At 41.2% G+C, this 21,664-nt stretch carries 22 protein-coding genes; 14 read left to right on the top strand and 8 right to left on the bottom strand.

Annotation, left to right across the window (positions count from 1 at the left end):
* Window positions 1–14 precede the first annotated feature (14 nt).
* From FD735_RS01090 to FD735_RS01100, 3 genes are all read right to left on the bottom strand, one after another.
* Window positions 15–827 (bottom strand): PTS mannose/fructose/sorbose transporter subunit IIC, encoded by an 813-nt coding sequence (locus tag FD735_RS01090; protein ID WP_061426591.1) that lies wholly within the window; start codon window positions 825–827, stop codon window positions 15–17.
* Window positions 828–902: 75 nt separating this feature from the next.
* Window positions 903–1,892 (bottom strand): PTS sugar transporter subunit IIB, encoded by a 990-nt coding sequence (locus tag FD735_RS01095; protein WP_042903131.1) that lies wholly within the window; start codon window positions 1,890–1,892, stop codon window positions 903–905.
* 281 nt (window positions 1,893–2,173) lie between these two features.
* A complete protein-coding gene (locus tag FD735_RS01100; RefSeq protein WP_139658281.1) occupies window positions 2,174–2,986 on the bottom strand; it encodes a Cof-type HAD-IIB family hydrolase in 813 nt (270 codons plus the stop codon).
* Window positions 2,987–3,174: 188 nt separating this feature from the next.
* Between FD735_RS01100 and FD735_RS01105 the strand changes: the two genes are divergently transcribed.
* The 7 genes from FD735_RS01105 to FD735_RS01135 all read left to right on the top strand — a co-directional run bounded on the left by FD735_RS01105 (window position 3,175) and on the right by FD735_RS01135 (window position 10,598).
* Window positions 3,175–4,593, top strand: a complete 1,419-nt coding sequence (locus FD735_RS01105; protein WP_000359242.1) for an NCS2 family permease — start codon at window positions 3,175–3,177, stop codon at window positions 4,591–4,593.
* A 52-nt stretch (window positions 4,594–4,645) separates the two neighbouring features.
* Entirely contained in the window at window positions 4,646–5,353 is a 708-nt protein-coding gene (locus tag FD735_RS01110) for a CPBP family intramembrane glutamic endopeptidase (protein WP_139658282.1), read from the top strand.
* A 103-nt stretch (window positions 5,354–5,456) separates the two neighbouring features.
* Window positions 5,457–6,401: a dihydropteroate synthase gene (gene folP / locus FD735_RS01115; RefSeq protein ID WP_139658283.1), complete on the top strand. Its 945-nt coding sequence runs from the start codon at window positions 5,457–5,459 to the stop codon at window positions 6,399–6,401.
* A gap of 1 nt (window position 6,402) precedes the next feature.
* Window positions 6,403–7,725 (top strand): folylpolyglutamate synthase/dihydrofolate synthase family protein, encoded by a 1,323-nt coding sequence (locus FD735_RS01120; protein WP_139658284.1) that lies wholly within the window; start codon window positions 6,403–6,405, stop codon window positions 7,723–7,725.
* Window positions 7,706–8,260: a GTP cyclohydrolase I FolE gene (gene folE, locus FD735_RS01125; RefSeq protein ID WP_000380916.1), complete on the top strand. Its 555-nt coding sequence runs from the start codon at window positions 7,706–7,708 to the stop codon at window positions 8,258–8,260. The genes FD735_RS01120 and folE overlap by 20 nt, the downstream gene beginning before the upstream one ends.
* Window positions 8,261–8,500: 240 nt before the next feature.
* Complete coding sequence (gene folK, locus FD735_RS01130; RefSeq protein WP_139658285.1) at window positions 8,501–9,322, top strand: 2-amino-4-hydroxy-6-hydroxymethyldihydropteridine diphosphokinase; 822 nt, start codon at window positions 8,501–8,503, stop codon at window positions 9,320–9,322.
* Window positions 9,315–10,598, top strand: coding sequence for a DUF308 domain-containing protein (locus FD735_RS01135; protein ID WP_139658286.1), 1,284 nt, complete (start codon window positions 9,315–9,317; stop codon window positions 10,596–10,598). The genes folK and FD735_RS01135 overlap by 8 nt, the downstream gene beginning before the upstream one ends.
* A gap of 50 nt (window positions 10,599–10,648) precedes the next feature.
* Here the strand turns inward: FD735_RS01135 and FD735_RS01140 are convergent, their stop codons facing one another.
* Window positions 10,649–10,966 carry a DUF960 domain-containing protein gene (locus FD735_RS01140; protein WP_000886044.1) on the bottom strand — a complete coding sequence of 106 codons (318 nt, stop codon included), beginning with the start codon at window positions 10,964–10,966 and terminating at the stop codon, window positions 10,649–10,651.
* 204 nt (window positions 10,967–11,170) lie between these two features.
* Here FD735_RS01140 and ccpA point away from each other — a divergent pair, with 204 nt between their 5' ends.
* Window positions 11,171–12,181, top strand: a complete 1,011-nt coding sequence (ccpA, locus tag FD735_RS01145; RefSeq protein ID WP_139658287.1) for a catabolite control protein A — start codon at window positions 11,171–11,173, stop codon at window positions 12,179–12,181.
* A gap of 53 nt (window positions 12,182–12,234) precedes the next feature.
* Here the strand turns inward: ccpA and FD735_RS01150 are convergent, their stop codons facing one another.
* On the bottom strand, window positions 12,235–13,197 hold the full coding sequence (locus FD735_RS01150) for an asparaginase (RefSeq protein ID WP_001124803.1): 963 nt from the start codon (window positions 13,195–13,197) through the stop codon (window positions 12,235–12,237).
* 65 nt (window positions 13,198–13,262) lie between these two features.
* Between FD735_RS01150 and FD735_RS01155 the strand changes: the two genes are divergently transcribed.
* Window positions 13,263–14,648 carry a Cof-type HAD-IIB family hydrolase gene (locus FD735_RS01155; protein WP_139658288.1) on the top strand — a complete coding sequence of 462 codons (1,386 nt, stop codon included), beginning with the start codon at window positions 13,263–13,265 and terminating at the stop codon, window positions 14,646–14,648.
* 36 nt (window positions 14,649–14,684) lie between these two features.
* On the opposite strand, the gene FD735_RS01160 is transcribed toward FD735_RS01155, so the two are convergent.
* Window positions 14,685–15,137 carry a universal stress protein gene (locus FD735_RS01160; RefSeq protein ID WP_000079161.1) on the bottom strand — a complete coding sequence of 151 codons (453 nt, stop codon included), beginning with the start codon at window positions 15,135–15,137 and terminating at the stop codon, window positions 14,685–14,687.
* Window positions 15,138–15,303: 166 nt separating this feature from the next.
* Here FD735_RS01160 and FD735_RS01165 point away from each other — a divergent pair, with 166 nt between their 5' ends.
* The 3 genes from FD735_RS01165 (at window position 15,304) to rpmH (ending at window position 17,240) form a co-directional block, all read left to right on the top strand.
* Window positions 15,304–15,603, top strand: coding sequence for a hypothetical protein (locus FD735_RS01165; protein ID WP_139658289.1), 300 nt, complete (start codon window positions 15,304–15,306; stop codon window positions 15,601–15,603).
* Window positions 15,604–15,746: 143 nt separating this feature from the next.
* Complete coding sequence (locus FD735_RS01170; RefSeq protein ID WP_000666454.1) at window positions 15,747–16,961, top strand: pyridoxal phosphate-dependent aminotransferase; 1,215 nt, start codon at window positions 15,747–15,749, stop codon at window positions 16,959–16,961.
* A 144-nt stretch (window positions 16,962–17,105) separates the two neighbouring features.
* The gene (gene rpmH / locus FD735_RS01175; RefSeq protein ID WP_000831905.1) at window positions 17,106–17,240 is read left to right on the top strand and encodes a 50S ribosomal protein L34; all 135 of its coding nucleotides are present in this window, start codon (window positions 17,106–17,108) and stop codon (window positions 17,238–17,240) included.
* 181 nt (window positions 17,241–17,421) lie between these two features.
* On the opposite strand, the gene FD735_RS01180 is transcribed toward rpmH, so the two are convergent.
* Window positions 17,422–19,266 carry an APC family permease gene (locus FD735_RS01180; protein WP_139658290.1) on the bottom strand — a complete coding sequence of 615 codons (1,845 nt, stop codon included), beginning with the start codon at window positions 19,264–19,266 and terminating at the stop codon, window positions 17,422–17,424.
* A gap of 294 nt (window positions 19,267–19,560) precedes the next feature.
* On the bottom strand, window positions 19,561–19,893 hold the full coding sequence (locus tag FD735_RS01190; protein WP_139658291.1) for a helix-turn-helix domain-containing protein: 333 nt from the start codon (window positions 19,891–19,893) through the stop codon (window positions 19,561–19,563).
* 152 nt (window positions 19,894–20,045) lie between these two features.
* Between FD735_RS01190 and FD735_RS01195 the strand changes: the two genes are divergently transcribed.
* Entirely contained in the window at window positions 20,046–20,999 is a 954-nt protein-coding gene (locus FD735_RS01195; protein WP_139658292.1) for a hypothetical protein, read from the top strand.
* A gap of 194 nt (window positions 21,000–21,193) precedes the next feature.
* Window positions 21,194–21,616, top strand: coding sequence for a sigma factor-like helix-turn-helix DNA-binding protein (locus FD735_RS01200; protein ID WP_139658293.1), 423 nt, complete (start codon window positions 21,194–21,196; stop codon window positions 21,614–21,616).
* The last annotated feature ends 48 nt before the right edge of the window (window positions 21,617–21,664 follow it).

Genomic DNA, 21,664 nt, shown 5'->3' on the forward strand with positions numbered 1-21,664 from the left:
GATTGTTCCCCTTTCTAGTAGTCTTCTAGGATATCACCGATTGGGTCGTTAGAAGTCGCAGCTCCGCCGCCACCGTTTCCACCTTGTTTTGTAAGGTTAAGGTAGATGAAGGCAAGGGCAACACCGATGACACCAAGGGCAATCAAAGTCAATTGAGAGATTGCTGCAAGAGCAAAACCGATAGCGAAGAATGGCCATACTTCACGAGTTGCCATCATGTTGATAACCATAGCGTAACCAACGGCAACGACCATAGCACCACCGACAGCCATACCACCGTTCAACCAGTCTGGCATCAAACCAAGAGCGTCTTGAACAGCAGAAGCTGGGATAGCGATAAGGAAGGCAGCAGGGATTGCAATACGAAGACCTTGAAGAAGAAGTGCAACAAAGTGAGCACGCTCAACAGCAGCAAAGTTTCCGCCTTTAGCGGCAGCATCAGCTGAGTGAACCAAGGCAACTGAGATTGTACGAACAATCATTGTCAAGAAAAGTCCAGCTACAGCAAGAGGGATAGCTGTTGCCGTTGCAACGGCGATACCATCAGTAGTAAAGTTACCACCTTTGATCAAGATGATCGCTGCCGCAACAGATGCAAGAGCAGCGTCAGGAGCTACGGCAGCTCCGATGTTTGCCCAACCAAGGGCGATCATTTGAAGAGATCCACCAAGCATAACACCTGCTTCGAGGTTACCAGTTGCAAGTCCGATAAGGGTACATGCGACGATTGGTTGATGGAATTGGAATTGGTCGAGGATACCTTCAAGACCTGCAAGGAAGGCAACAACTACAACCAAGATAGCAGAAATGATTGAAATATCTGACATGGTTTTATTCCTTTTCTATTTAGTTTTAGTAAAGTATTTAATCCTGTTTTCAAAAATGATCGAAACAGATTAAAATTATTGAACGTTTGCTTTCTTAATCAAGTCAAACAAATCTTTTTTCGTGTCGTTTGGTACTTTACGTACGTCAAATTCAACACCGAGGTCACGCATTTTTTCAAAGGTTGCAACGTCTTCTTTGTCCATAGACAAAACGTTGTTAATCATTGTTTTACCTGTTGAGTGAGCCATAGAACCAACGTTAAGAGTCTTGATTGGCACGCCACCTTCGATTGCACGAAGTGCATCTTGTGGTGTTTCAAACAAGATAAGGGCATGAGTGTCACCGAAACGTGGGTCTTTTGCAACGTCAATCAATTTTTGAATTGGAACAACGTTGGCTTTTACTCCGTTTGGAGCTGCTTGTTTAATCAATTCTTTACGCAAGTCGTCGTTAGCAACGTTATCTGAAGCAACGATGATACGGTTTGCTTTTGAATCTGGTGTCCAAGCAGTCGCAACCTGACCGTGAAGGAGACGAGTGTCTAGACGAGCAAGGTTGATTTTCAGTTTACCGTCACCGATAACAGTTCCTTCTGGAATAGCAGCTTGTGCGGCAGGAGCAGCTGCAGCAGTTGCAACTTCCTCAACTGGGTTAAGCTCTTCTGGAAGAGCCTTGATGCCATCTTTGGCTTCTTTAATGATATTCGCAGCGACTTTATCCACACCTGCATTCGCGTCCATAAGGCGCTCTGTGTAGGCTTGGATCAACATCGGCAAGTTAAGTCCTGTGATGATGGCAAACTTACGTTCTGGATTTTCTCCCATCACGCGGCTAGCTTGGTTGAATGGAGATCCACTCCAAAGGTCAGCCAATACTAGAACCTCATCTTCTGCGTCAAATGCAGCCACAGCGTTGTTGAATTTAGCGTAAAGGTCATCTGGACCTTCATTTGGCATAAAGGTTACAACTTGAACCTTTTCTTGTTCACCAAAGATCATAGATCCTGATTGATGAATACCCGCAGCAAATTCGCCGTGGCTCGCAATAATGATTCCGATACTCATTATTGTCATTCCTCCTTATAAAATGTTTGACTGTGTGTTTAAGAAAACTTTAAGCCTAATTAAGTATAAACCGTTTTCATTTAAAAAGCAACTACTTTTTCTCAAAAGATGTAAAAGTTTTCATAGAATGACTTTTTGAAAATATTAATATATCAATACTTTTTGAAAGATGCGTGAAAATGGCAATAGAAAATTTAATATAAAAATACAGAAAATGAGCCGCTTTAGTGAAAATAAAATGAAAACAAAAAAGAAAGATTGCGACCATGCAATCTTCCCTTTTATAGGAATAAATTTTGTAAAGCGTGGGCAACTCCATCTTCTTCGTTGGTCAGAGGAAGTTGTTCGTCTGCATATGGAAGAAGAGCAGGATTGGCGTTTTTCATAGCATATCCCTTGCCTGCAAATGCCAACATTTCAGTGTCATTATGCTCATCGCCAAAGGCGATTAAGTCTTTTTTATCACGATTCATCACATTGAGCAAGTACTCTAGAGCAAAGGCCTTGTTTACACCCTTGGGAGTACACTCGAGGATGTTGAGGGGCCCGCCCCAGGTATTGATGGATAGTTGGTGTTGATAAAAACGATTCATCTCGTCCGCTAAAGCGTATTTGTCTTCAGCCCTTGTTTGTAAGAGGATGCAGTTGGGATCTTTGGTTACTCGTTCGGGCTTGAATTGATTTTCCGGCCGGAAGTTCTCTACGCCAAATAGTTTAGGGTCTGCAATTTCCTCATTCGGAGTCGTGATATAGAATTTTTTTCGATATTCTCCTGCAATAAAATCAGCCTGAATGTCCTCCGTGCGCTTGACCATGTCTAGGAGATATTTTTTGTCCAAGGTCAAGCACTTTTCATGCTCCCAAGCCTGTCCTGGTAGATGGGTAAGAGAACCATTAAAGTTAATCATGGGAGTATGCAATTCTAGCTCACGGTAGAAATCTTTTGCCATACGATACGGACGGCCTGTCGTGATGATGACATGGTGTCCTTTTTCTGAAATTTTTTTGATTGTCTCTTTGGTGAAATCGGAGAGCTTGCTTTCACTATTCAGCAGGGTTCCGTCCAAATCTACTGCGATAATTTTTTTAGTCATATAAACCTTTCTAGTCGTTTCCAGATAAGATGTCTACTATTATATCAAAAAGAAGGAAGAAAAGCAGATAAGAACAAAAACTACAGTTGCTTTGATTTATTAAATAAATCAAACAAACATATTGAAAAGGTGAATGATAAATGATATAATACTAATATTGTTCGTAAAAAAACAAAAGGAGATTAAAAATGGACAAACTATTTAAACTAAAAGAGCACGGGACAGATGTCCGTACAGAGGTGCTTGCTGGTTTAACAACATTCTTTGCAATGAGTTATATTCTCTTTGTAAACCCTCAAATGCTTTCCCAAACGGGTATGCCTGTTCAAGGTGTGTTCTTGGCAACGATTATCGGTTCTGTAGTCGGTACTTTGATGATGGCTTTCTATGCTAATTTGCCATACGCACAAGCACCAGGTATGGGACTAAATGCCTTCTTCACATTTACAGTTGTATTTGGGATGGGCTATACTTGGAAAGAAGCTCTTGGTATGGTCTTCATTTGTGGAATTATTTCACTGATTATTACCTTAACAAATGTTCGTAAAATGATCATCGAATCTATTCCAACAACACTTCGTTCAGCTATTTCCGCTGGTATTGGTGTTTTCCTTGCCTATGTTGGGATTAAGAATGCTGGTCTCTTGAAATTCTCAATCGATCCAGGTACTTATACGGTAGCAGGTGAAGGAGCAGACAAGGCTCAAGCTGCACTTACTGCAAACTCAGCAGCCGTTCCAGGATTGGTAGACTTCAATACTCCAGCCGTATTGGTGGCGCTTGCAGGTTTGGCTATTACCATTTTCTTTGTTGTTAAAGGCATCAAGGGTGGAATCATTCTTTCTATTTTAACAACGACTGTGCTTGCCATTGCTGTTGGTGTTGTCAAATTATCAGGGATTGACTTTGCTAGCAACAATCTTTCAGCAGCGGTTAATGATTTAGGAACTTTATTTGGTGCTGCTCTGGGTTCAGAAGGTTTAGGATCTTTGATTTCAAACACTTCACGTTTACCAGAAACCTTAATGGCTATTCTTGCCTTCTCACTAACGGATATTTTTGATACAATTGGGACTCTTATCGGTACTGGTGAAAAAGTTGGTATCGTTGCGACAAGTGGGGAAAACCATGAGTCAGTTAAATTGGACAAGGCTCTATACTCTGATTTGGTGGCAACTTCAGTAGGTGCCATTGCTGGTACTTCAAACGTTACGACTTATGTTGAGTCTGCGGCGGGTATCGGTGCGGGTGGACGTACTGGTTTGACAGCCCTAGTGGTTGCGATCTGTTTTGCTCTATCTAGCTTCTTTAGCCCACTTCTAGCGATTGTTCCGACAGCTGCAACAGCACCAATTTTGATCATCGTCGGAATCATGATGCTTTCTAACTTAAAAAATATCCCTTGGGATGATATGGCTGAAGCGGTTCCTGCCTTCTTCACATCTATCTTTATGGGATTCAGCTACTCTATCACACAAGGGATTGCTGTTGGTTTCTTGACATACACCTTGACAAAAGTTGTCAAAGGTCAAGCCAAGGATGTGCACGTGATGATTTGGATTTTGGATGCTTTGTTTATCCTTAACTATATCAGTATGGCGCTATAAATGGTATAATAGAAAAGGGGAGTCTCCCCTTTTTCTTATAAGGAGGTACATCATGAAAGATAAGACAATTTGGCAAGAGGTTTTGAACAGAGGAATGTGGGTCCTCATCCTTTTAGTGGCTTTAATTCTAGCGCAAGTTCCTTTAGGGCTATCTTTTTGGCTAGCTTCTAAACAATTTCCTCTTTTACAGTCAGGGCTCATAGTCGGTGCTCTATCCATTGTTATTTTGGCTGTCTTTATTTTAGGTGCTAGAAAAACACAACTTGCTACTTTTAATCTGTCCTTTTTTAAGGCCAAAGACTTGGCTCGTTTGGTGTTGAGTTACCTAGTGATTTTTGCTAACAATTTGTTTGGTGCAGCTTTGCTTCGCATGACGAATGAGACGACAACTAGCAATCAATCAACTATTAACGGTCTGGTTGAAAATAGTTCCTTGATTGCCACTTTTTTCATACTAGTCTTGATTGCGCCGATTTGTGAGGAAATTTTGTGTCGTGGGATTATTCCTAAAAAAATCTTCCGAGGTAAGGAAAAACTTGGCTTTGTTGTTGGGGCAATTGTCTTTGCCTTACTCCATACTCCAACCAATCTACCTTCTGTACTTATTTATGGAGGGATGTCAACAGTTCTAACTTGGACAGCCTATAAGACAGAACGTTTAGAGATGTCCATCCTGCTTCATATGATTCTCAATGGTGTAGCCTTTTGTTTGATAGCTATATTGGTATTGATTAGTAGAAATCTGGGCCTATCATTCTAAGCCATTGACCTACTTGGAAAAGATGAATGCTTGCGTATCCATCTTTTTCTTTTTATGGTAAAATAGAGAAATAATGTGGTGAAAAACCTTGAGGAGTGACCCTATGTCCAATAAAGCTAGTCAGGCAAAAACAGCCATTTGCGGAATTATCAATGTAACCCCAGATTCCTTTTCGGATGGTGGTCAGTTTTTTGCTGTTGACCAGGCGCTTCAGCAAGCCCGTAAATTGATAGCTGAAGGAGCGAGCATGCTAGATATCGGTGGAGAATCGACTCGGCCAGGCAGTAGCTATGTTGAGATAGAAGAGGAAATCCAGCGTGTTGTTCCAGTGATTAAAGCTATCCGTGAGGAAAGTGATGTTCTCATTTCCATCGATACTTGGAAAAGTCAGGTGGCAGAGGCTGCTTTGGCTGCTGGTGCCAATCTGGTCAATGATATCACTGGTCTCATGGGAGATGAGAAAATGGCGGATGTGGTTGCTAAGGCTGGAGCGGAAGTGGTTATCATGTTTAATCCAGTCATGGCTCGTCCTCAGCATCCTAGTTCGCTCATATTTCCTCATTTTGGTTTTGGACAAGCTTTTACAGAAGAAGAGTTAGCTGGCTTTGAAAAAGTGCCAATCGAAGACTTGATGAAGACTTTCTTTGAACGAGCTCTAGCGAGAGCAGAGGAAGCTGGGATAGCAAGAGAAAATATTCTGCTGGATCCAGGAATTGGCTTTGGTCTGACTAAGAAAGAAAATCTACTCCTTCTACGTGATCTGGATAAACTGCATCAGAAAGGCTATCCAATCTTTCTTGGAGTTTCGCGTAAGCGGTTTGTCATTAATATCCTGGAGGAAAATGGCTTTGAAGTTAATCCTGAGACCGAACTTGGTTTCCGCAATCGAGACACAGCTTCGGCTCATGTAACCAGTATCGCTGCGAGACAGGGTGTGGAAGTGGTGCGCGTGCACGATGTAGCCAGTCACAGGATGGCAGTTGAAATTGCCTCCGCTATTCGTTTGGCAGATGATGCAGAAAATCTAGATTTAAAACAATATAAGTAAGATGAACGAAATTCAAAACAATCAGTGGATTGTCCACTACCGGACGGACCAACCACATTTTGGTTTGGAACGAATGGTGGAACTCCTAGCTCTGCGAGGCAATCCCCATCTCAAACTTAAGGTCATCCATATCGGAGGGACCAATGGCAAGGGTTCGACCATTGCTTTTTTGAAAAAGATGCTGGAAGGGCTAGACCTGAGAGTTGGGGTGTTCAGCTCGCCCTATCTCATTCATTATACAGACCAGATTAGCATCAATGGGGAATCCATTCCCGAAGCGAAACTAGAAGCTCTCATGGCAGACTATCAGTCTTTGCTTGAGGGGGAGAGGAGCGTTGCATTACAAGGAACGACTGAGTTTGAGATTATCACAGCTCTAGCTTATGATTATTTTGCCTCAGAACTAGTAGATGTGGCCATCATGGAAGTCGGCATGGGTGGTCTTTTGGATAGTACCAATGTCTGCCAGCCAATTTTAACAGGAATTACGACCATTGGACTGGATCATGTGGCCCTACTTGGTGACACCTTGGAAGCCATAGCAGAGCAGAAGGCTGGTATTATCAAACAAGGTATTCCCTTGGTGACAGGTCATATTGTTCCTGAAGCCTTGACTGTTATTGACCGCATTGCGGAAGGGAAAGATGCACCGAGAATACGATATGGGAAAGATTATCAGGTCAGTCACCAAAAGAGTGTGGTGACAGGCGAAATCTTTGATTATACCAGTTCTGTCAGACAAGGTCGCTTTCAAACAGATCTGCTTGGTTTGCACCAGATAGAAAATGCGGGAATGGCGCTTGCTCTCTTAGACACTTATTGTCAGGAGACTGGGCGAGAATTAGCAAGTAATGACTTGGTTGCTCAAGCTTTGAAAGAAACCAGATGGCCAGGGCGTTTGGAGGTCGTGTCTAGCGACCCCTTGATGATTTTGGATGGGGCCCACAATCCCCATGCTATCAAGGCTTTACTAGCAACCTTGCAAGAACGCTTTGCGGATTATCATAAGGAAATCCTCTTTACCTGCATCAAAACCAAGGCCTTGGATGATATGCTGGACTTGCTAGGGGAAATGCCAGATACCGAGCTTACCCTGACACATTTTGACGATAGTCGAGCGACGGATGAAAGCGTGCTGAAAGAGACAGTCAAGTCTAGAAATCTCAATTACCAAGGTTGGCAGGATTTTCTAGAGCAGAAATTGACAGATAAAAATGAAGAGAAACGAACAGTTAGGATTATCACAGGTTCCTTGTATTTCTTGAGCCAAGTGAGAGCCTATCTGATGGAGAGGAAGAACGAGAATGGATACACAAAAGATTGAAGCAGCTGTAAAAATGATTATTGAGGCTGTTGGTGAGGACGCTAACCGCGAGGGCTTGCAGGAAACACCTGCTCGTGTAGCCCGTATGTACCAAGAGATTTTTTCAGGTCTTGGCCAAACTGCTGAGGAACACCTGTCAAAATCCTTTGAGATTATTGATGACAATATGGTAGTGGAAAAGGATATTTTTTTCCATACTATGTGTGAGCACCACTTCTTGCCATTTTATGGGAGAGCGCACATTGCCTACATTCCAGATGGACGTGTAGCAGGCTTGTCCAAGCTAGCTCGTACGGTTGAAGTTTATTCTAAAAAACCACAGATTCAAGAACGGTTGAATATTGAAGTGGCCGATGCCTTGATGGACTATCTGGGGGCCAAGGGAGCCTTTGTTGTCATTGAGGCGGAACATATGTGTATGAGCATGCGTGGTGTCAGAAAGCCAGGAACGGCAACCTTGACGACAGTAGCTCGTGGTCTATTTGAAACAGATAAGGACCTCCGAGACCAAGCTTATCGTTTAATGGGACTATAATACCCTTCGAAAATCAAATTCAAACCACGTCAGCTTCACCTTGCCGTAGGTGCGGTTACTGACTTCGTCAGTTCTATCCATAACCTCAAAACAGTGTTTTTAGCTGACTTCGTCAGTTTTATCTACAACCTCAAAGCAGTGCTTTGAGCAACCTGCGGCGAGCTTCCTAGTTTGCACTTTGATTTTCATTGAGTATAAAAAGAATCTGCTTCATGCGGATTTTTCTAGAAAGGACTAGTTATGGATCAACTGCAGATTAAAGATTTGGAAATTTTTGCCTATCATGGTCTTTTCCCTAGTGAGAAAGAATTAGGGCAGAAGTTTGTTATTTCCGCAAGCTTATCCTATGATATGACCAAGGCGGCTACAGAATTGGATTTAACAGCATCTGTCCATTACGGAGAACTGTGTCAGCAGTGGACGACTTGGTTTCAGGAAAGCACTGAGGATTTGATTGAAACGGTAGCTTACAAACTCGTTGAGCGTACCTTTGAGACCTATCCTCTTGTCCAAGAGATTGAGTTGGAACTAAAAAAACCGTGGGCTCCAGTGCATTTACCATTGGATACCTGCTCGGTGACCATTCGCCGTCGCAAACAACGGGCCTTTATCGCTCTGGGAAGTAATATGGGAGATAAGCAAGCAAACTTGGAACAAGCTATTGACAAATTGCGAGCTCGAGGTATCCATATTCTCAAAGAGTCCAGTGTCTTGGCGACAGAGCCTTGGGGTGGTGTGGAGCAGGATAGCTTTGCCAATCAGGTGATTGAAGTAGAAACCTGGTTACCAGCACCAGTCTTGTTAGAAACATTATTAGCCATCGAGTCAGAAATGGGGCGGGTGAGAGAAGTGCATTGGGGACCACGTTTGATTGATTTGGACCTACTCTTTGTGGAGGACCAGATCATTTACACAGACAAACTCATCTTGCCTCATCCTTATATAGCAGAACGCCTCTTTGTTCTTGAGCCGTTAGTGGAAATAGCTCCCCATTTTATCCATCCGATCCTAAAGCAACCAATTCGATACTTGGTTGACCAGTTGGAGCAAGGAGATGCCTAAACTTTCCGAGACCTATAGCAAGTGGAAGAGTATAGGGGAGGGGTTACTTGCTATTCTTTTAGGCTTTCTCTTGATTCGTTTTGGACAAGTTATTCCGAGGATGGGGTACCAGTTGCTGATGGGTTACTTTTCCTTGTCAGCAGTTTGGCACTTGTTGACTCGCTGGTTTCAAGATAAAAAACGTCGGGAAAATATCTTTGTAACCCTGGGCAAGCTGGTGGTTGCGGCTCTGGTGTTTGACTCTATCATCTTGCAAGACCTTGCCCTCTATCTCCTGGTTTTTATCATTGCGAGCTACCAGCTGTTTACGGGCATCATTAGTCTTGTCACTTGGTCTCTCTATCGAAAAAATACTATTCATCCTCGGCTTCATCATCTCTTCGATGCTGTATGGATGATAGGATTCGGTCTTTATAGCATCTCTCCTTTTCACGATGCAGCGAATTTTGAATTGCTCTTGTTTGGATTTTACTTGCTCATGCTAGGAGCTAGTAGCCTCCGGGACGGTTTCTTTTTTGAAAGGATAGAAAACAATCCCAAGCTGAAACGACGTATGCGAATGACCTTGCCGATCTTTGTGACGGCTCTGATCCCTATCAGCACCTTGCGTAAACTGAATGAGTGGCTGTCAAATCATGAAAACCAAGAAGGAGAAGTTCATTCAGAAAGAAAAAACGATCAGGTGGTTGATCTAGAAATTTTTGTTCATACCTCAGAAACCTCTTTCTTCCTTGCCATGGGGCATGTGGATATTTGCTATCAAGGGACGGTTATTTCCTATGGCTCGTATGATCCTCACTCGGAGCGCTTATTCGGCATGGTTGGAGACGGTGTCTTGTTTAAAGCCAATCGGGAAAAATACATCGAGCTCTGTAAGAGGGAAAGTCAGAAGACCTTGTTTGCTTATGGCCTGAGTTTGACGGACCAACAGAAAGCAGCTATCCAAGCGCGTTTAGCGGAGATAGAAGACCTGTTAATTCCTTGGGAACCAAGCTCGCAGTTGATGAAAAGAAGAGAGGGAGAGGTCAAGCATACCTACTCCTACCAACTGAAAGAGGAAGCAGATGCGACCCTCTATAAATTCAGCTCATCTGAGTTTAAGACCTACTTTGTTCTCAGTACCAATTGTGTTTTGCTGGCAGACTCTATCGTGGGAAAAGCTGGAACTGATATATTGAGTCCCCAAGGTTTCATTGTGCCAGGGACTTATCAGGATTACCTTGATTTAGAGTACACAAAACCCAATGGTCTAGTTGTTAGTCGCTCCATTTATTAGAAAAAGAAAACTCTAGTTCCTCAGCAGTTTACGCCAAGAAGCTAGAGTTTTTAAAATAGGTCATTTTCTTCAGGAAGGAGGATGGTTTCTCTGCCGTCCAAGTCTAAAATAAGGACCCTAGGAGGGTAAAGCGGATCGAAAGGATGATTGAAATCAAAATCAATGCTAGTCGGAAGGTGCTGGCTAGAAAAATGGAAGGTGATGGTCCCCTTATTGTTGAGCAGTTGAAACTCAAGTTCTTCTTCTAATTCAAAGACATTTTTCAGGAAATGATCAATAATATACCATAAAGAGTCAATGACATCATCAGGCAAGCTGGTCACGACACCAAAACTAGCGGATCGTCTTTGTGTATTTGTAAAAGCCATGTTTTCCTCCCCCTTTTATTTTCCTTATCATACAGCAAAATGTCTTAAAAATCAAGAAATCGTAATTGCTTTTTCAAAATGGGAATAAACTGTGAAATTTTTTCAAAGTTTCTCTAAAAAATACTTGAAAGTGTTTACAATAAGTGATAAAATGGAGTAAGTAGATGCGTGAAAGCGAAATTTTCATTATAGAAAGGAAACGGAATGAACACAGATGATACAGTAACGATTTATGACGTCGCCCGTGAAGCAGGAGTTTCAATGGCAACAGTTAGCCGTGTCGTTAATGGCAACAAGAATGTTAAAGAGAACACTCGAAAAAAAGTCCTAGAAGTGATTGATCGCTTGGACTATCGTCCAAATGCGGTAGCCCGTGGTTTAGCTAGCAAGAAAACAACGACAGTCGGAGTTGTGATTCCTAACATTACCAATGGTTATTTCTCAACGCTTGCTAAGGGGATTGACGACATTGCTGAAATGTACAAGTATAACATTGTCCTAGCGAATAGTGATGAGGATGATGAAAAGGAAGTTTCAGTGGTCAACACTCTCTTTTCAAAACAAGTTGATGGGATTATCTTTATGGGCTATCACTTGACTGAAAAGATTCGTTCAGAGTTTTCTCGTTCACGGACACCGGTTGTTCTTGCTGGTACTGTGGATGTAGAACACCAACTTCCAAGTGTAAATATCGACTACAAACAAGCAACGATTGATGCCGTGAGCTACCTTCTCAAAGAAAACGAAAAGATTGCTTTTGTTAGTGGACCACTTGTTGATGATATCAATGGCAAGGTTCGTTTGATTGGTTACAAGGAAGCCTTGAAAAAAGCTGGACATTCTTATAGCGAGGGATTGGTCTTTGAATCAAAATACAGCTATGATGATGGTTATGCCTTGGCAGAACGCTTGATTTCATCACAAGCTACAGCCGCAGTTGTAACAGGTGATGAATTGGCAGCAGGTGTCCTAAATGGTTTAGCTGACCATGGTATATCTGTGCCAGAAGAGTTTGAAATCATTACGACAGATGACTCTCAAATTGCACGATTCACTCGTCCAAACTTGACGACTATTGCCCAACCTCTTTATGACTTAGGTGCTATCAGCATGCGTATGTTGACTAAGATTATGCATAAGGAAGAATTGGAAGAACGTGAAGTTCTCCTACCTCATGGTTTGACAGAACGCCGCTCTACACGAAAACGTAAATAGAAAAAATCAGGGAATCGTGAAGATTTCCTGATTTTGTATTCTAGAGAAGAGGATTAGCCTTCCATATAGTCTTTTAAGGCTTGTCCTTTTAGTCCAGCATTAAGGGCAATTAATAATTTGAGGCGAGCTTTTTGAGCGTTGAGTTCTTTGACAAAGAGAACGCCAGACTCTTGCAATTGAACCCCTCCACCTTGGTAGGCATAAACAGGTTCAGCAATGCCATTAAAACAACGTGAGACCAAGGCGACTGGGATTCCTTTTTGGAGGAGATTTTCCAACTTTTGAGCTGTTTCTTTGGGGATATTACCTGCTCCGAAGGCCTGAATGACTAGGCCATCCAGCTGTTCCAAATCTAACATATCGATCAGCTCGTCTGTCATACCGGCATAGGCTGAGATGATAGGAACCAGACCCTGAATATGCTCAAGATTAAATCGGACACGAGGTTCAGCCGTTTTGAAGTAGAGGATTTCTTGCTTCATGATGAGGCCAAGTGGTCCATGTGTTGGGGTTTGAAAGGTCCCGACGTTTGTCGTATGGGTTTTGGTTACGTACTTGGCCGCGTGGATTTCATCGTTCATGACGACCAGAACCCCCTTATCAGCTGACTTGTCATCGCTGGCGACTCGTAAAGCGCTCAGATAGTTGTAAACACCGTCGCTACCAAGTTCGTTTGAACTACGCATGGCCCCTGTTAGAACGATGGGGATGGGTGGGATTTTCATGGTATCAAGGAAGTAAGCTGTTTCTTCTAAGGTATCTGTACCATGTGTGATGACAACTCCATCGTAGTTATTAGCTTCCTCTTTGATTTTATGATAGAGTGCAAGCATATGCTTGGGTTTGATATGGGGACTTGGCAGATTAAAAAAGTCTAGGGCATGAACCTCAATCCCTTCAAGTGGATTGGAAACATGGTTCATGGGATTGTCCTGACTAGTTACAACTGCTCCAGTGGCGTCAGCTTGCATGGAAATAGTCCCACCTGTATGTAAAACAAGGATTTTCTTAGGCATGATTTACTCACTCTTTCTGAAATGTGGTATAATCATTGTAACACAAAAGGGGAGAATGGGATAGGATGGAAGTCAAGGCTGTTTTTTTTGATATCGATGGAACGCTAGTCAACGATCGCAAGAGTGTTTTGAAATCCACTAAGGACGCGATTAAGATTGTCAAAGAGCAAGGAGTACTTGTTGGAGTAGCGACAGGACGAGGGCCGTTTTTTGTCAAGGAATTGATGGAAGACTTGGACTTGGATTTTGCGGTGACCTACAATGGCCAATACATTTTTAATAAAGAAAAGGTGCTCTTTGCAAGTCCGATTGCTAAGTCAAGCCTGCGTCAACTGATTGCTTACGCTAAAAAGGAGCGTAAAGAAATCGCTCTTGGAACCGAGCATGCCGTTGTTGGTTCGAAAATTATGTCATTTGGTCTCGGCTCCTTTTCCCAACTGGTTAGTCGTTTTATTCCGACTGTTCTGACAAGAACCGTTAGCCGTTCCTTTAATCGAATGGTCAGCAAGGCAGTTCCTCAAAAGGAAGACGACTTGCTTAACTTGATTAATCAACCCATTTATCAAGTTTTGATGCTGATGACGCCAGAAGAATCTGAGAGAGCTGCAAGTGATTTTGACGACTTGAAATTAACTCGAAGCAATCCTTTTGCAGCAGATATCATTAACCAAGGAAATTCCAAACTAGAAGGCATTCGCCGAGTCGGGAAAGAATATGGTTTTGATCTCAATCAAGTCATGGCCTTTGGTGATTCCGACAACGACCTGGAAATGTTGGCGGGTGTTGGTATGTCGGTCGCTATGGGAAATGGCAGTAGCAGTGTCAAAGAAGTTGCCAAGCATATTACGGCAAGTAATCAACAAGATGGTATCCACAAGGCGCTCGAGCACTTTGGTGTTTTGGCTTCAGAAAAAGTGTTTGTCAGTCGAGACTACCACTTTAATAAGGTCAAAACCTTCCACCACATGATGGATGAACGAACTCAAGAAGAGCCACAGGCATGGGATGCTGAAGGTGCAACCCACCGCGCAGATTTTAAAATTGAAGAATTAGTAGAGTTTGTTCGCGCAGCAAGTTCTTCGGAGGAAGAATTTCAAAACTCCCTTGCAAGCATGCATGAGGCACTTGATAAGGCGGCAGAGAAAGTGGCGAAAAAGACGCCTGCTAAGCAAAATCTGGTCGGTCAAGTGGATGCTTTGATTGACACACTGTATTTCACATACGGTAGTTTCGTTTTGATGGGAGTAGACCCAGAACGCATTTTTGATATTGTCCATGAAGCAAATATGGGAAAGGTTTTCCCTGATGGGAAAGCTCATTTTGACCCAGTTACACACAAGATTTTAAAACCAGATGACTGGGAAGAAAAATATGCTCCGGAACCTGCCATCCGACAGGAACTACAACGTCAGTTTAAAGCTTATGAGCGACATAAAGAAGGAAAAAAATAGAAACAAAAAGGAGCTCAAGGCTCCCTTTTTTAATGACTACAATGTTTTTTCTCTTTCTCTCACGACTAGCAAATCGACTTTTGCATGGCGGAGAATGTACTCAGATGAAGAACCAACCAAGAGGCGTTCAAAGGCATTGAGACCTGTTGCACCAACGAGAATCAGGTCGACATTTTCTGCGTCTGGAATAGTACGGGCAAGGAGGGTTTTTGGATTTCCCATTTCGATGACGATGTGAATATCGGTCACACCAGCATCTCTTGCGCGCTTTTCGTACTCCTTCATCAGACTTTCAGCATCGACTTGGAGTTCTTCGTAAACTTCAGCATCAAAGGTAGACACGCTTTGAAGAGCGCGTGTGTCAATAACATGGGCAATGGTGAGCTTGGATTCGTTGCGTAGTGCAGTGTAAACACCTTTGACGAAAGCCAAGTCCGCTTCTTTAGAACCATCAATTGCGACCATAACATTTTGGTAACGTTGTGCCATAATGAAACCTCCTGAAATTTTCTTACTGTTATTGTAACCCTTTTCACTAAAGAAGTAAAGTAAAAATCATATTTAAATAAATATTATTGGAGATTCGATTTGGTGGAGATATGTTAAAATAAAAGAAAACGAGCTAGTAGAAAACACAGCGAGGGGATGAGAAAGTATGAAAGATTTTGTTCAAGCTTCTAAAAAAATAAGTTTTCTTTATCATGGAATTATCCTTGCGTCACTTGTAGGTGAAGTAGTGATGCTTTGGCAGCTGGAAAGAGTCATGCCCGTTCTCTATCCAGGTTTTGTTGGCTTTCTTCTCTTTCACCTAGTCTACAACATCATTTTATTTGTGATTGCAAAGAGAAGTGGTCGCTTGGACTACTTGGTCACGTGGGGGCTCTTTCTCATGTTTAATCTTTTGTATGACTCCTTTTTAGCGCTGATCTTTCTAGGTTTGTCTTTTGGTATGTGAGAAAATACTTCTGTATTCTAGTTGCTTAGACGGTGAGAACCTAGTCGTTGTGAGTTTTTTCTTTGCTTGCTCATTTCAGGAAACTTGTCGCAATCCCTTTCTAGTGGTATAATGTTACTATCTCTATGAATTGAGGAAACAAGATGAAAGAATATAACAAGTCTAGTAAGTTAGAGCACGTTGCCTATGATATCCGTGGCCCTGTTTTGGAAGAAGCTATGAGGATGCGAGCAAACGGAGAAAAGATTTTACGTCTGAACACAGGGAATCCAGCAGAATTTGGCTTTACAGCACCAGATGAGGTCATTCATGACTTGATTATGAATGCGCGTGATAGTGAAGGGTACTCTGATTCTAAAGGGATTTTCTCAGCCCGTAAGGCTATCATGCAGTATTGCCAACTGAAGAAATTCCCCAATGTAGACATTGATGATATCTACCTTGGAAATGGTGTCAGTGAGCTGATTGTTATGTCCATGCAAGGGCTTTTGGATAATGGCGATGAGGTCTTGGTGCCTATGCCAGACTATCCTCTCTGGACAGCCGCGGTCAGCCTAGCTGGGGGAAATGCCGTTCACTATATCTGTGATGAAGCTGCAGAATGGTACCCAGATATTGACGATATTAAGTCAAAAATTACTTCCAATACCAAGGCAATCGTCCTTATCAATCCAAATAACCCAACTGGAGCCCTTTATCCTAAGGAACTCTTGTTGGAGATTATTGAGATTGCTCGTCAAAACGATTTGATCATCTTTGCGGATGAAATCTACGACCGCATGGTGATGGATGGGCATGTGCATACGCCTGTGGCGAGCTTGGCACCTGATGTTTTCTGTGTCAGCATGAATGGTCTGTCAAAATCTCACCGTATCGCTGGTTTTCGTGTAGGCTGGATGGTCTTGTCTGGTCCTAAGCACCATGTCAAGGGCTATATCGAAGGTCTCAATATGCTGTCCAATATGCGTCTTTGCTCTAACGTTTTGGCCCAGCAAGTCGTACAAACATCACTAGGTGGGCACCAGTCAGTAGATGAATTGCTCCTTCCTGGTGGACGGATTTACGAGCAAAGAAACTTCATTTACAATGCTATCCAAGATATCCCAGGTTTGTCTGCAGTCAAGCCGAAGGCGGGTCTTTATATCTTCCCTAAAATTGACCGCAATATGTACCGCATCGATGATGATGAACAGTTCGTTCTTGATTTCTTGAAGCAGGAAAAGGTTCTCTTGGTTCATGGTCGTGGTTTTAACTGGAAGGAACCAGACCATTTCCGTATCGTTTACCTTCCTCGTGTGGACGAATTGGCGCAAATCCAAGAAAAGATGACACGTTTCTTGAGTCAGTATCGTAGATAAGGCTTTCATAGGGAAAAGCAGGAAACATTTCCTTAGAGCTATTGACAAATAGGTAAGAATCAGATAGAATAGTAAAGTATGTTTAGTAACTGATCACTTTATAGCCGGCTAAACGAATACAAAATCTATGAGGAGGTATTCATCGTGAAACGTACTTATCAACCAAGTAAACTTCGTCGTGCGCGTAAACACGGATTCCGTAACCGTATGTCAACTAAAAACGGTCGTCGCGTATTGGCAGCTCGTCGTCGTAAAGGACGCAAAGTTTTGGCTGCATAATCCAAACGAATTCAACAAAGAAGTCAGTAGGAACTCGAGTCTACTGGCTTTTCTTTTTATCTTAAAGGGTGCATTGTCTACGAAATCGGTCATTTCAGATGAAACTCATAGAGGGCTCATTTAAAAGGTCACATACAAAAAACTCAAAACCAGATATAAGTTACTGATTTTGAGTTTTTGTTTATTCTTTTAAGTGATAAGAGTAGCTAGCGACAACGACGTCTTCGTGCCATCTGAGAGCGTATTTTAGTTTAAGGCTCATTTGATTGTGCAGGATATTTTGCCAAGGCTTGTTAGGGATAAACTGTGGTACAAGAACTGTAACGGTGTAGTTTTTTTGCTTAGCTTCTTGGGCGATTCGTTTGACATACTTAACGCTAGGGGTGATGATGTCGCGGTAGCTGGTATTGATATTCTTCAGAGTGATATTTGGGAAGTAATCGGCAAATTCCTGAAGAATTTCTTGGTCTTTATCGGCCGTTTCTTTAGTAGAAATGTGCATGGCTAACACTTCGTCACCGATACTTTGAGCGTAGTTAATGGCTCCGACACTTACTCGAGTAACATTTCCTACGAGGACGAGAACCAGATTGCCGTCGTAAGTGCACTTTTCAATTCCTTCGTAGAGTCGTAGTTGTTTTGCCACTTTTTGGTAATGGCTGTGAATGGACAAAAAGAGGAAGGTTAAAACTAGGATAATTGGGAAGAATGGCCAGATATCACCCAGTCTGAAGAGGAGTAAAATGAGAACGATAGCATAACAAATGATGGCTCCTAGGACATTAGCAAAGGCAGGTTTTAAGAAGTTTGCTCCTTTTTCCTTTTTCCAATGACGAATCATCCCAGTCTGAGAAAGGGCAAAGGGAACGAAGACCCCGATAGTATAAAGAGGAATCAAGCGTTCAGTATTCCCGTTAAAAATGAGAAGAAGGGTCATAGCTCCAAAAGCCAGAGTTAAGATACCGTTGGAGTAGCCAAGGCGATCCCCCTTTTCCATAAAGAGATGGGGCATGTACTTGTTTTTAGCCATATTGTAAGCCAGCATAGGGAAGGCTGAAAAGCCAGTATTTGCAGCTACAGCTAGAATCAAGGCTGTTGAGAACTGGAAGAGATAGTAGCTAGCATGACCAAAGAATGAATCACCAAGAATGCCCTTGGCCATTTGCGAGAGGATGGTTTCTCCATTTTGAGGTGTGATGCCCATCCAGTAGTTTAGGAAGGTGATACCTGCAAAAAGAAATCCTAAAATGAGGGACATGATGGTCAAGGTCTGAGCAGCATTCTTTTCTTTCGGAGTTTTGAAAAATGGTACCGCATTTGAAATAGCCTCAACCCCTGTCAGAGAGGCAGAGCCACTGGTAAAGGCTCTCAATAGGAGAACGATGGAAAGGCTCGGAACGGTTTGCCCAATGGTTGAAGTCGCCTGATAGTTTAGGGAACCTGTGAATAGTTGAAAGAACCCATAAAGCAAGAGAAAGACGGTACTGAAGATAAAGAGGTAGACGGGAATCATCAGAGAGCTGGCAGATTCTTTCAAGCCTCTTAAATTCAAGAGCATGAGCAGGCAGACTAGGAAAATAGAGATATGAAGATTGTAGGGATGGAGGGCAGGGATGGCTGCAGTAATAGCATCAGCTCCAGAAGCAACGGATACGGCTACTGTCAGCATATAGTCAACAAGGAGGCTGCCCCCTGCAATCAAGCCTAGTTCAGGGGAGAGATTTTCTCGAGTGACCATATAAGCCCCACCGCCTTGAGGATAGGCGTGGATGATTTGACGATAGGAAATGGTTAAACTAGCGAGCAGTAAGAGGACAAAAATACCGATAGGGAGGCTCCACCAAATAGCGAGAGGAGAGAGACTGACTAAAACGAGAATGACTTGTTCAGGTCCATAGGCAATAGAAGACAGGGCATCACTGGATAACATTGCAAGTGCCTGCATTTTTCCAAGCAATCCCCCTTCGCCGTCTGTGAGAGACTTGAGTGGTCGACCGATAAAGGTATATTTTAATTTTCTAAACATTTTCTTTTCCTTTGCTGAAAATTTCAATAAGTGTTATTATACTGCTTTGAAAAAATGCAGTCAAGGGAGAATGATTGGTATTAGAATATTTTTACAAGCCGGGGGATGCTATTTTTGGTATAATAGATGGAAGAAAATGAGGTTAGAAAAGATGATTTTTGATACACATATCTAGAGTGTTTGGAGTACAGTTTAAGGACTCTTGACATTATTAAGGTATAAATTAACCATAAAACTAACCAAAGGAAAGTTAAAGTAGCATACAAAAAGAGGAATCCATTGAGAGTTCCTCTTTTAATCTATATTTTTTACAATTTCATTGAACAAGGAAATGATTTTTAATTTTTTTGTGTGTGATAAATCTGAGATGTTATCAATCAATGTAGTGATAGGGACGGAATTATCTGAAAGTGGGAAATTAAAGAAGTCTTCTACGGTCATGCCTAAAGCAGTAAGCACTTTTTCAAGTGTGTGTATTTTAAAATCGTATTTCATATTCTCGATGTTTTGTATTGCTTTAATACCTAGTCCGGCTTGATTGGATAATTGTTCTTGGCTGAGATTCTGTTCTTTTCTACATTCTCTTATACGCTCTGCTATATATTTTTGTAATTGATTAGCTTCCATCCGTAATTTCCTCTTTTGTACTATTCTACTATCCTTTATATGATTTTTTAAGTACAATTAACTGTCTAAAACATCAATAAAGTATAGCGCGCCGTACTATTTTGTGTTAAAATAGATAAAAAACAATACAAAAATCAAGGAGAATAAGATATATGAGAAAGCAGAAAAACGAAGAAGGTAAAAAGGATAATAAGAATGACAAGAAAACTAAAAAATTTAGTTTAGTGAGAGTCATATTACTTACGATTGTTATATTGGGAATCTTTGCCGCTGCAGGTATAAGTATATCTAATTATTTTTCCGAAAATTCATCAAGTGATAATTTATTTGATAAGAAGTGGGGTTCAGTAGGACTTAAAACTAGTGTTTGGGAATTTTCAGGTTCAGAAAAATTAAAAATTGACTATATGTTTAAAAATAATGAAGTATTTAATTATGATGTAACTATTCATGATTCATATTCTGATTTTAAAAATATCACAAAAACTAAACTTTCGGAAGAAGATATCGTCAAATCATTTAAGGAAAATTTCGAGATATTAAAAAATAGTGAAATCAAAAAAGAAGATTTGAAGTTCATTTCATTACTTGATAATAAAGACAAAGAACGTTACGGAAGAATCCTGTATAAGATAGATCAACATAAGATGGTATATCTTGATATAATTGGTGAGAATACATCTGTACCATATGAGTTAGTACCATTAGTAAACACAAAAATTAGCGGAACTTATCGTGTTACGAAGGTTTATGGAACTAAAAGTTCTGTGGAAGAAGATCAAAAAAATATAGATAGATTACCTAATATTAAATTTTCAAGTGATAGAATTATTGCAGGAGATAAGGTGATTTATTTAACTTCATATGAGTCATTTACTAATACTGTTCAGGCTTTGAAAACAAAAGAACAAATTATCGAAATCATGGAGAGTAGAGGTTATAAGATAAAGGATACAGAAAAAATATATGTTGATTTAGATAGAGTGCAATTCTATATCCCGGTTGAAAATGGTAAGAAAGTATTCATAGGATTTTTGAAGAATGATACTTCAAATGAAGAAAATAACGCAGTAATGGAACTAGAAAAAGTAGAACTAAAAGAATAATTGAATAAAAAAACAAATAACATATAGATTTGGATCTAAAAAATGCATAGCAGTTATACGATTTTGTATAACTGCTATTTTTTTATACATCTGACTGTTTCTATCTAAAATGACTACTAAGTTTTTTCCACTGGGGATAGCGTGAGAAGACAAACTCTGTATGGTTGGTAAACCCGAGCAGGAGGTACCAACCTATGGTAGATTTAACAAAAGTAGAACAACGTAGAGAAGAAGCAATTAAAAGAGCTGCATTATCTGGTGATTGGGCTAAGGTAGATAACTTATTAAACCAGCCCTATGAGAATTCATGTAGAAAAGATCGTTCTTATGGTCTTCGTAGTTTAGATAGTGGTTCAGGTGATACAGATCCTTTACTAGATACAATAGCAGATTATAACGACCCATTGACTCTTTTAATCAAACAAGAGAGAACAGTCTTTATAAACGATACTATTAAGAGTTTGCTGAGCAACAGAGACAGAGAAATTCTGTTTGGAGTTGTTTTTGAGAATAAATCATTCTCGCAACTTGCAAAGGAAGTTGGGCTTAGTGACAAAACTGTCAAAAGACACTATGAGCGTATTATAGAGATTCTACGAAAAGAATTAATAGATTAATAATTTCATAATCTACTCCGAACTCTTTTAAAATTTCTCCTTATAAGC

This window comes from Streptococcus sp. 1643, from assembly GCF_006228325.1.
GTDB lineage: Bacteria > Bacillota > Bacilli > Lactobacillales > Streptococcaceae > Streptococcus.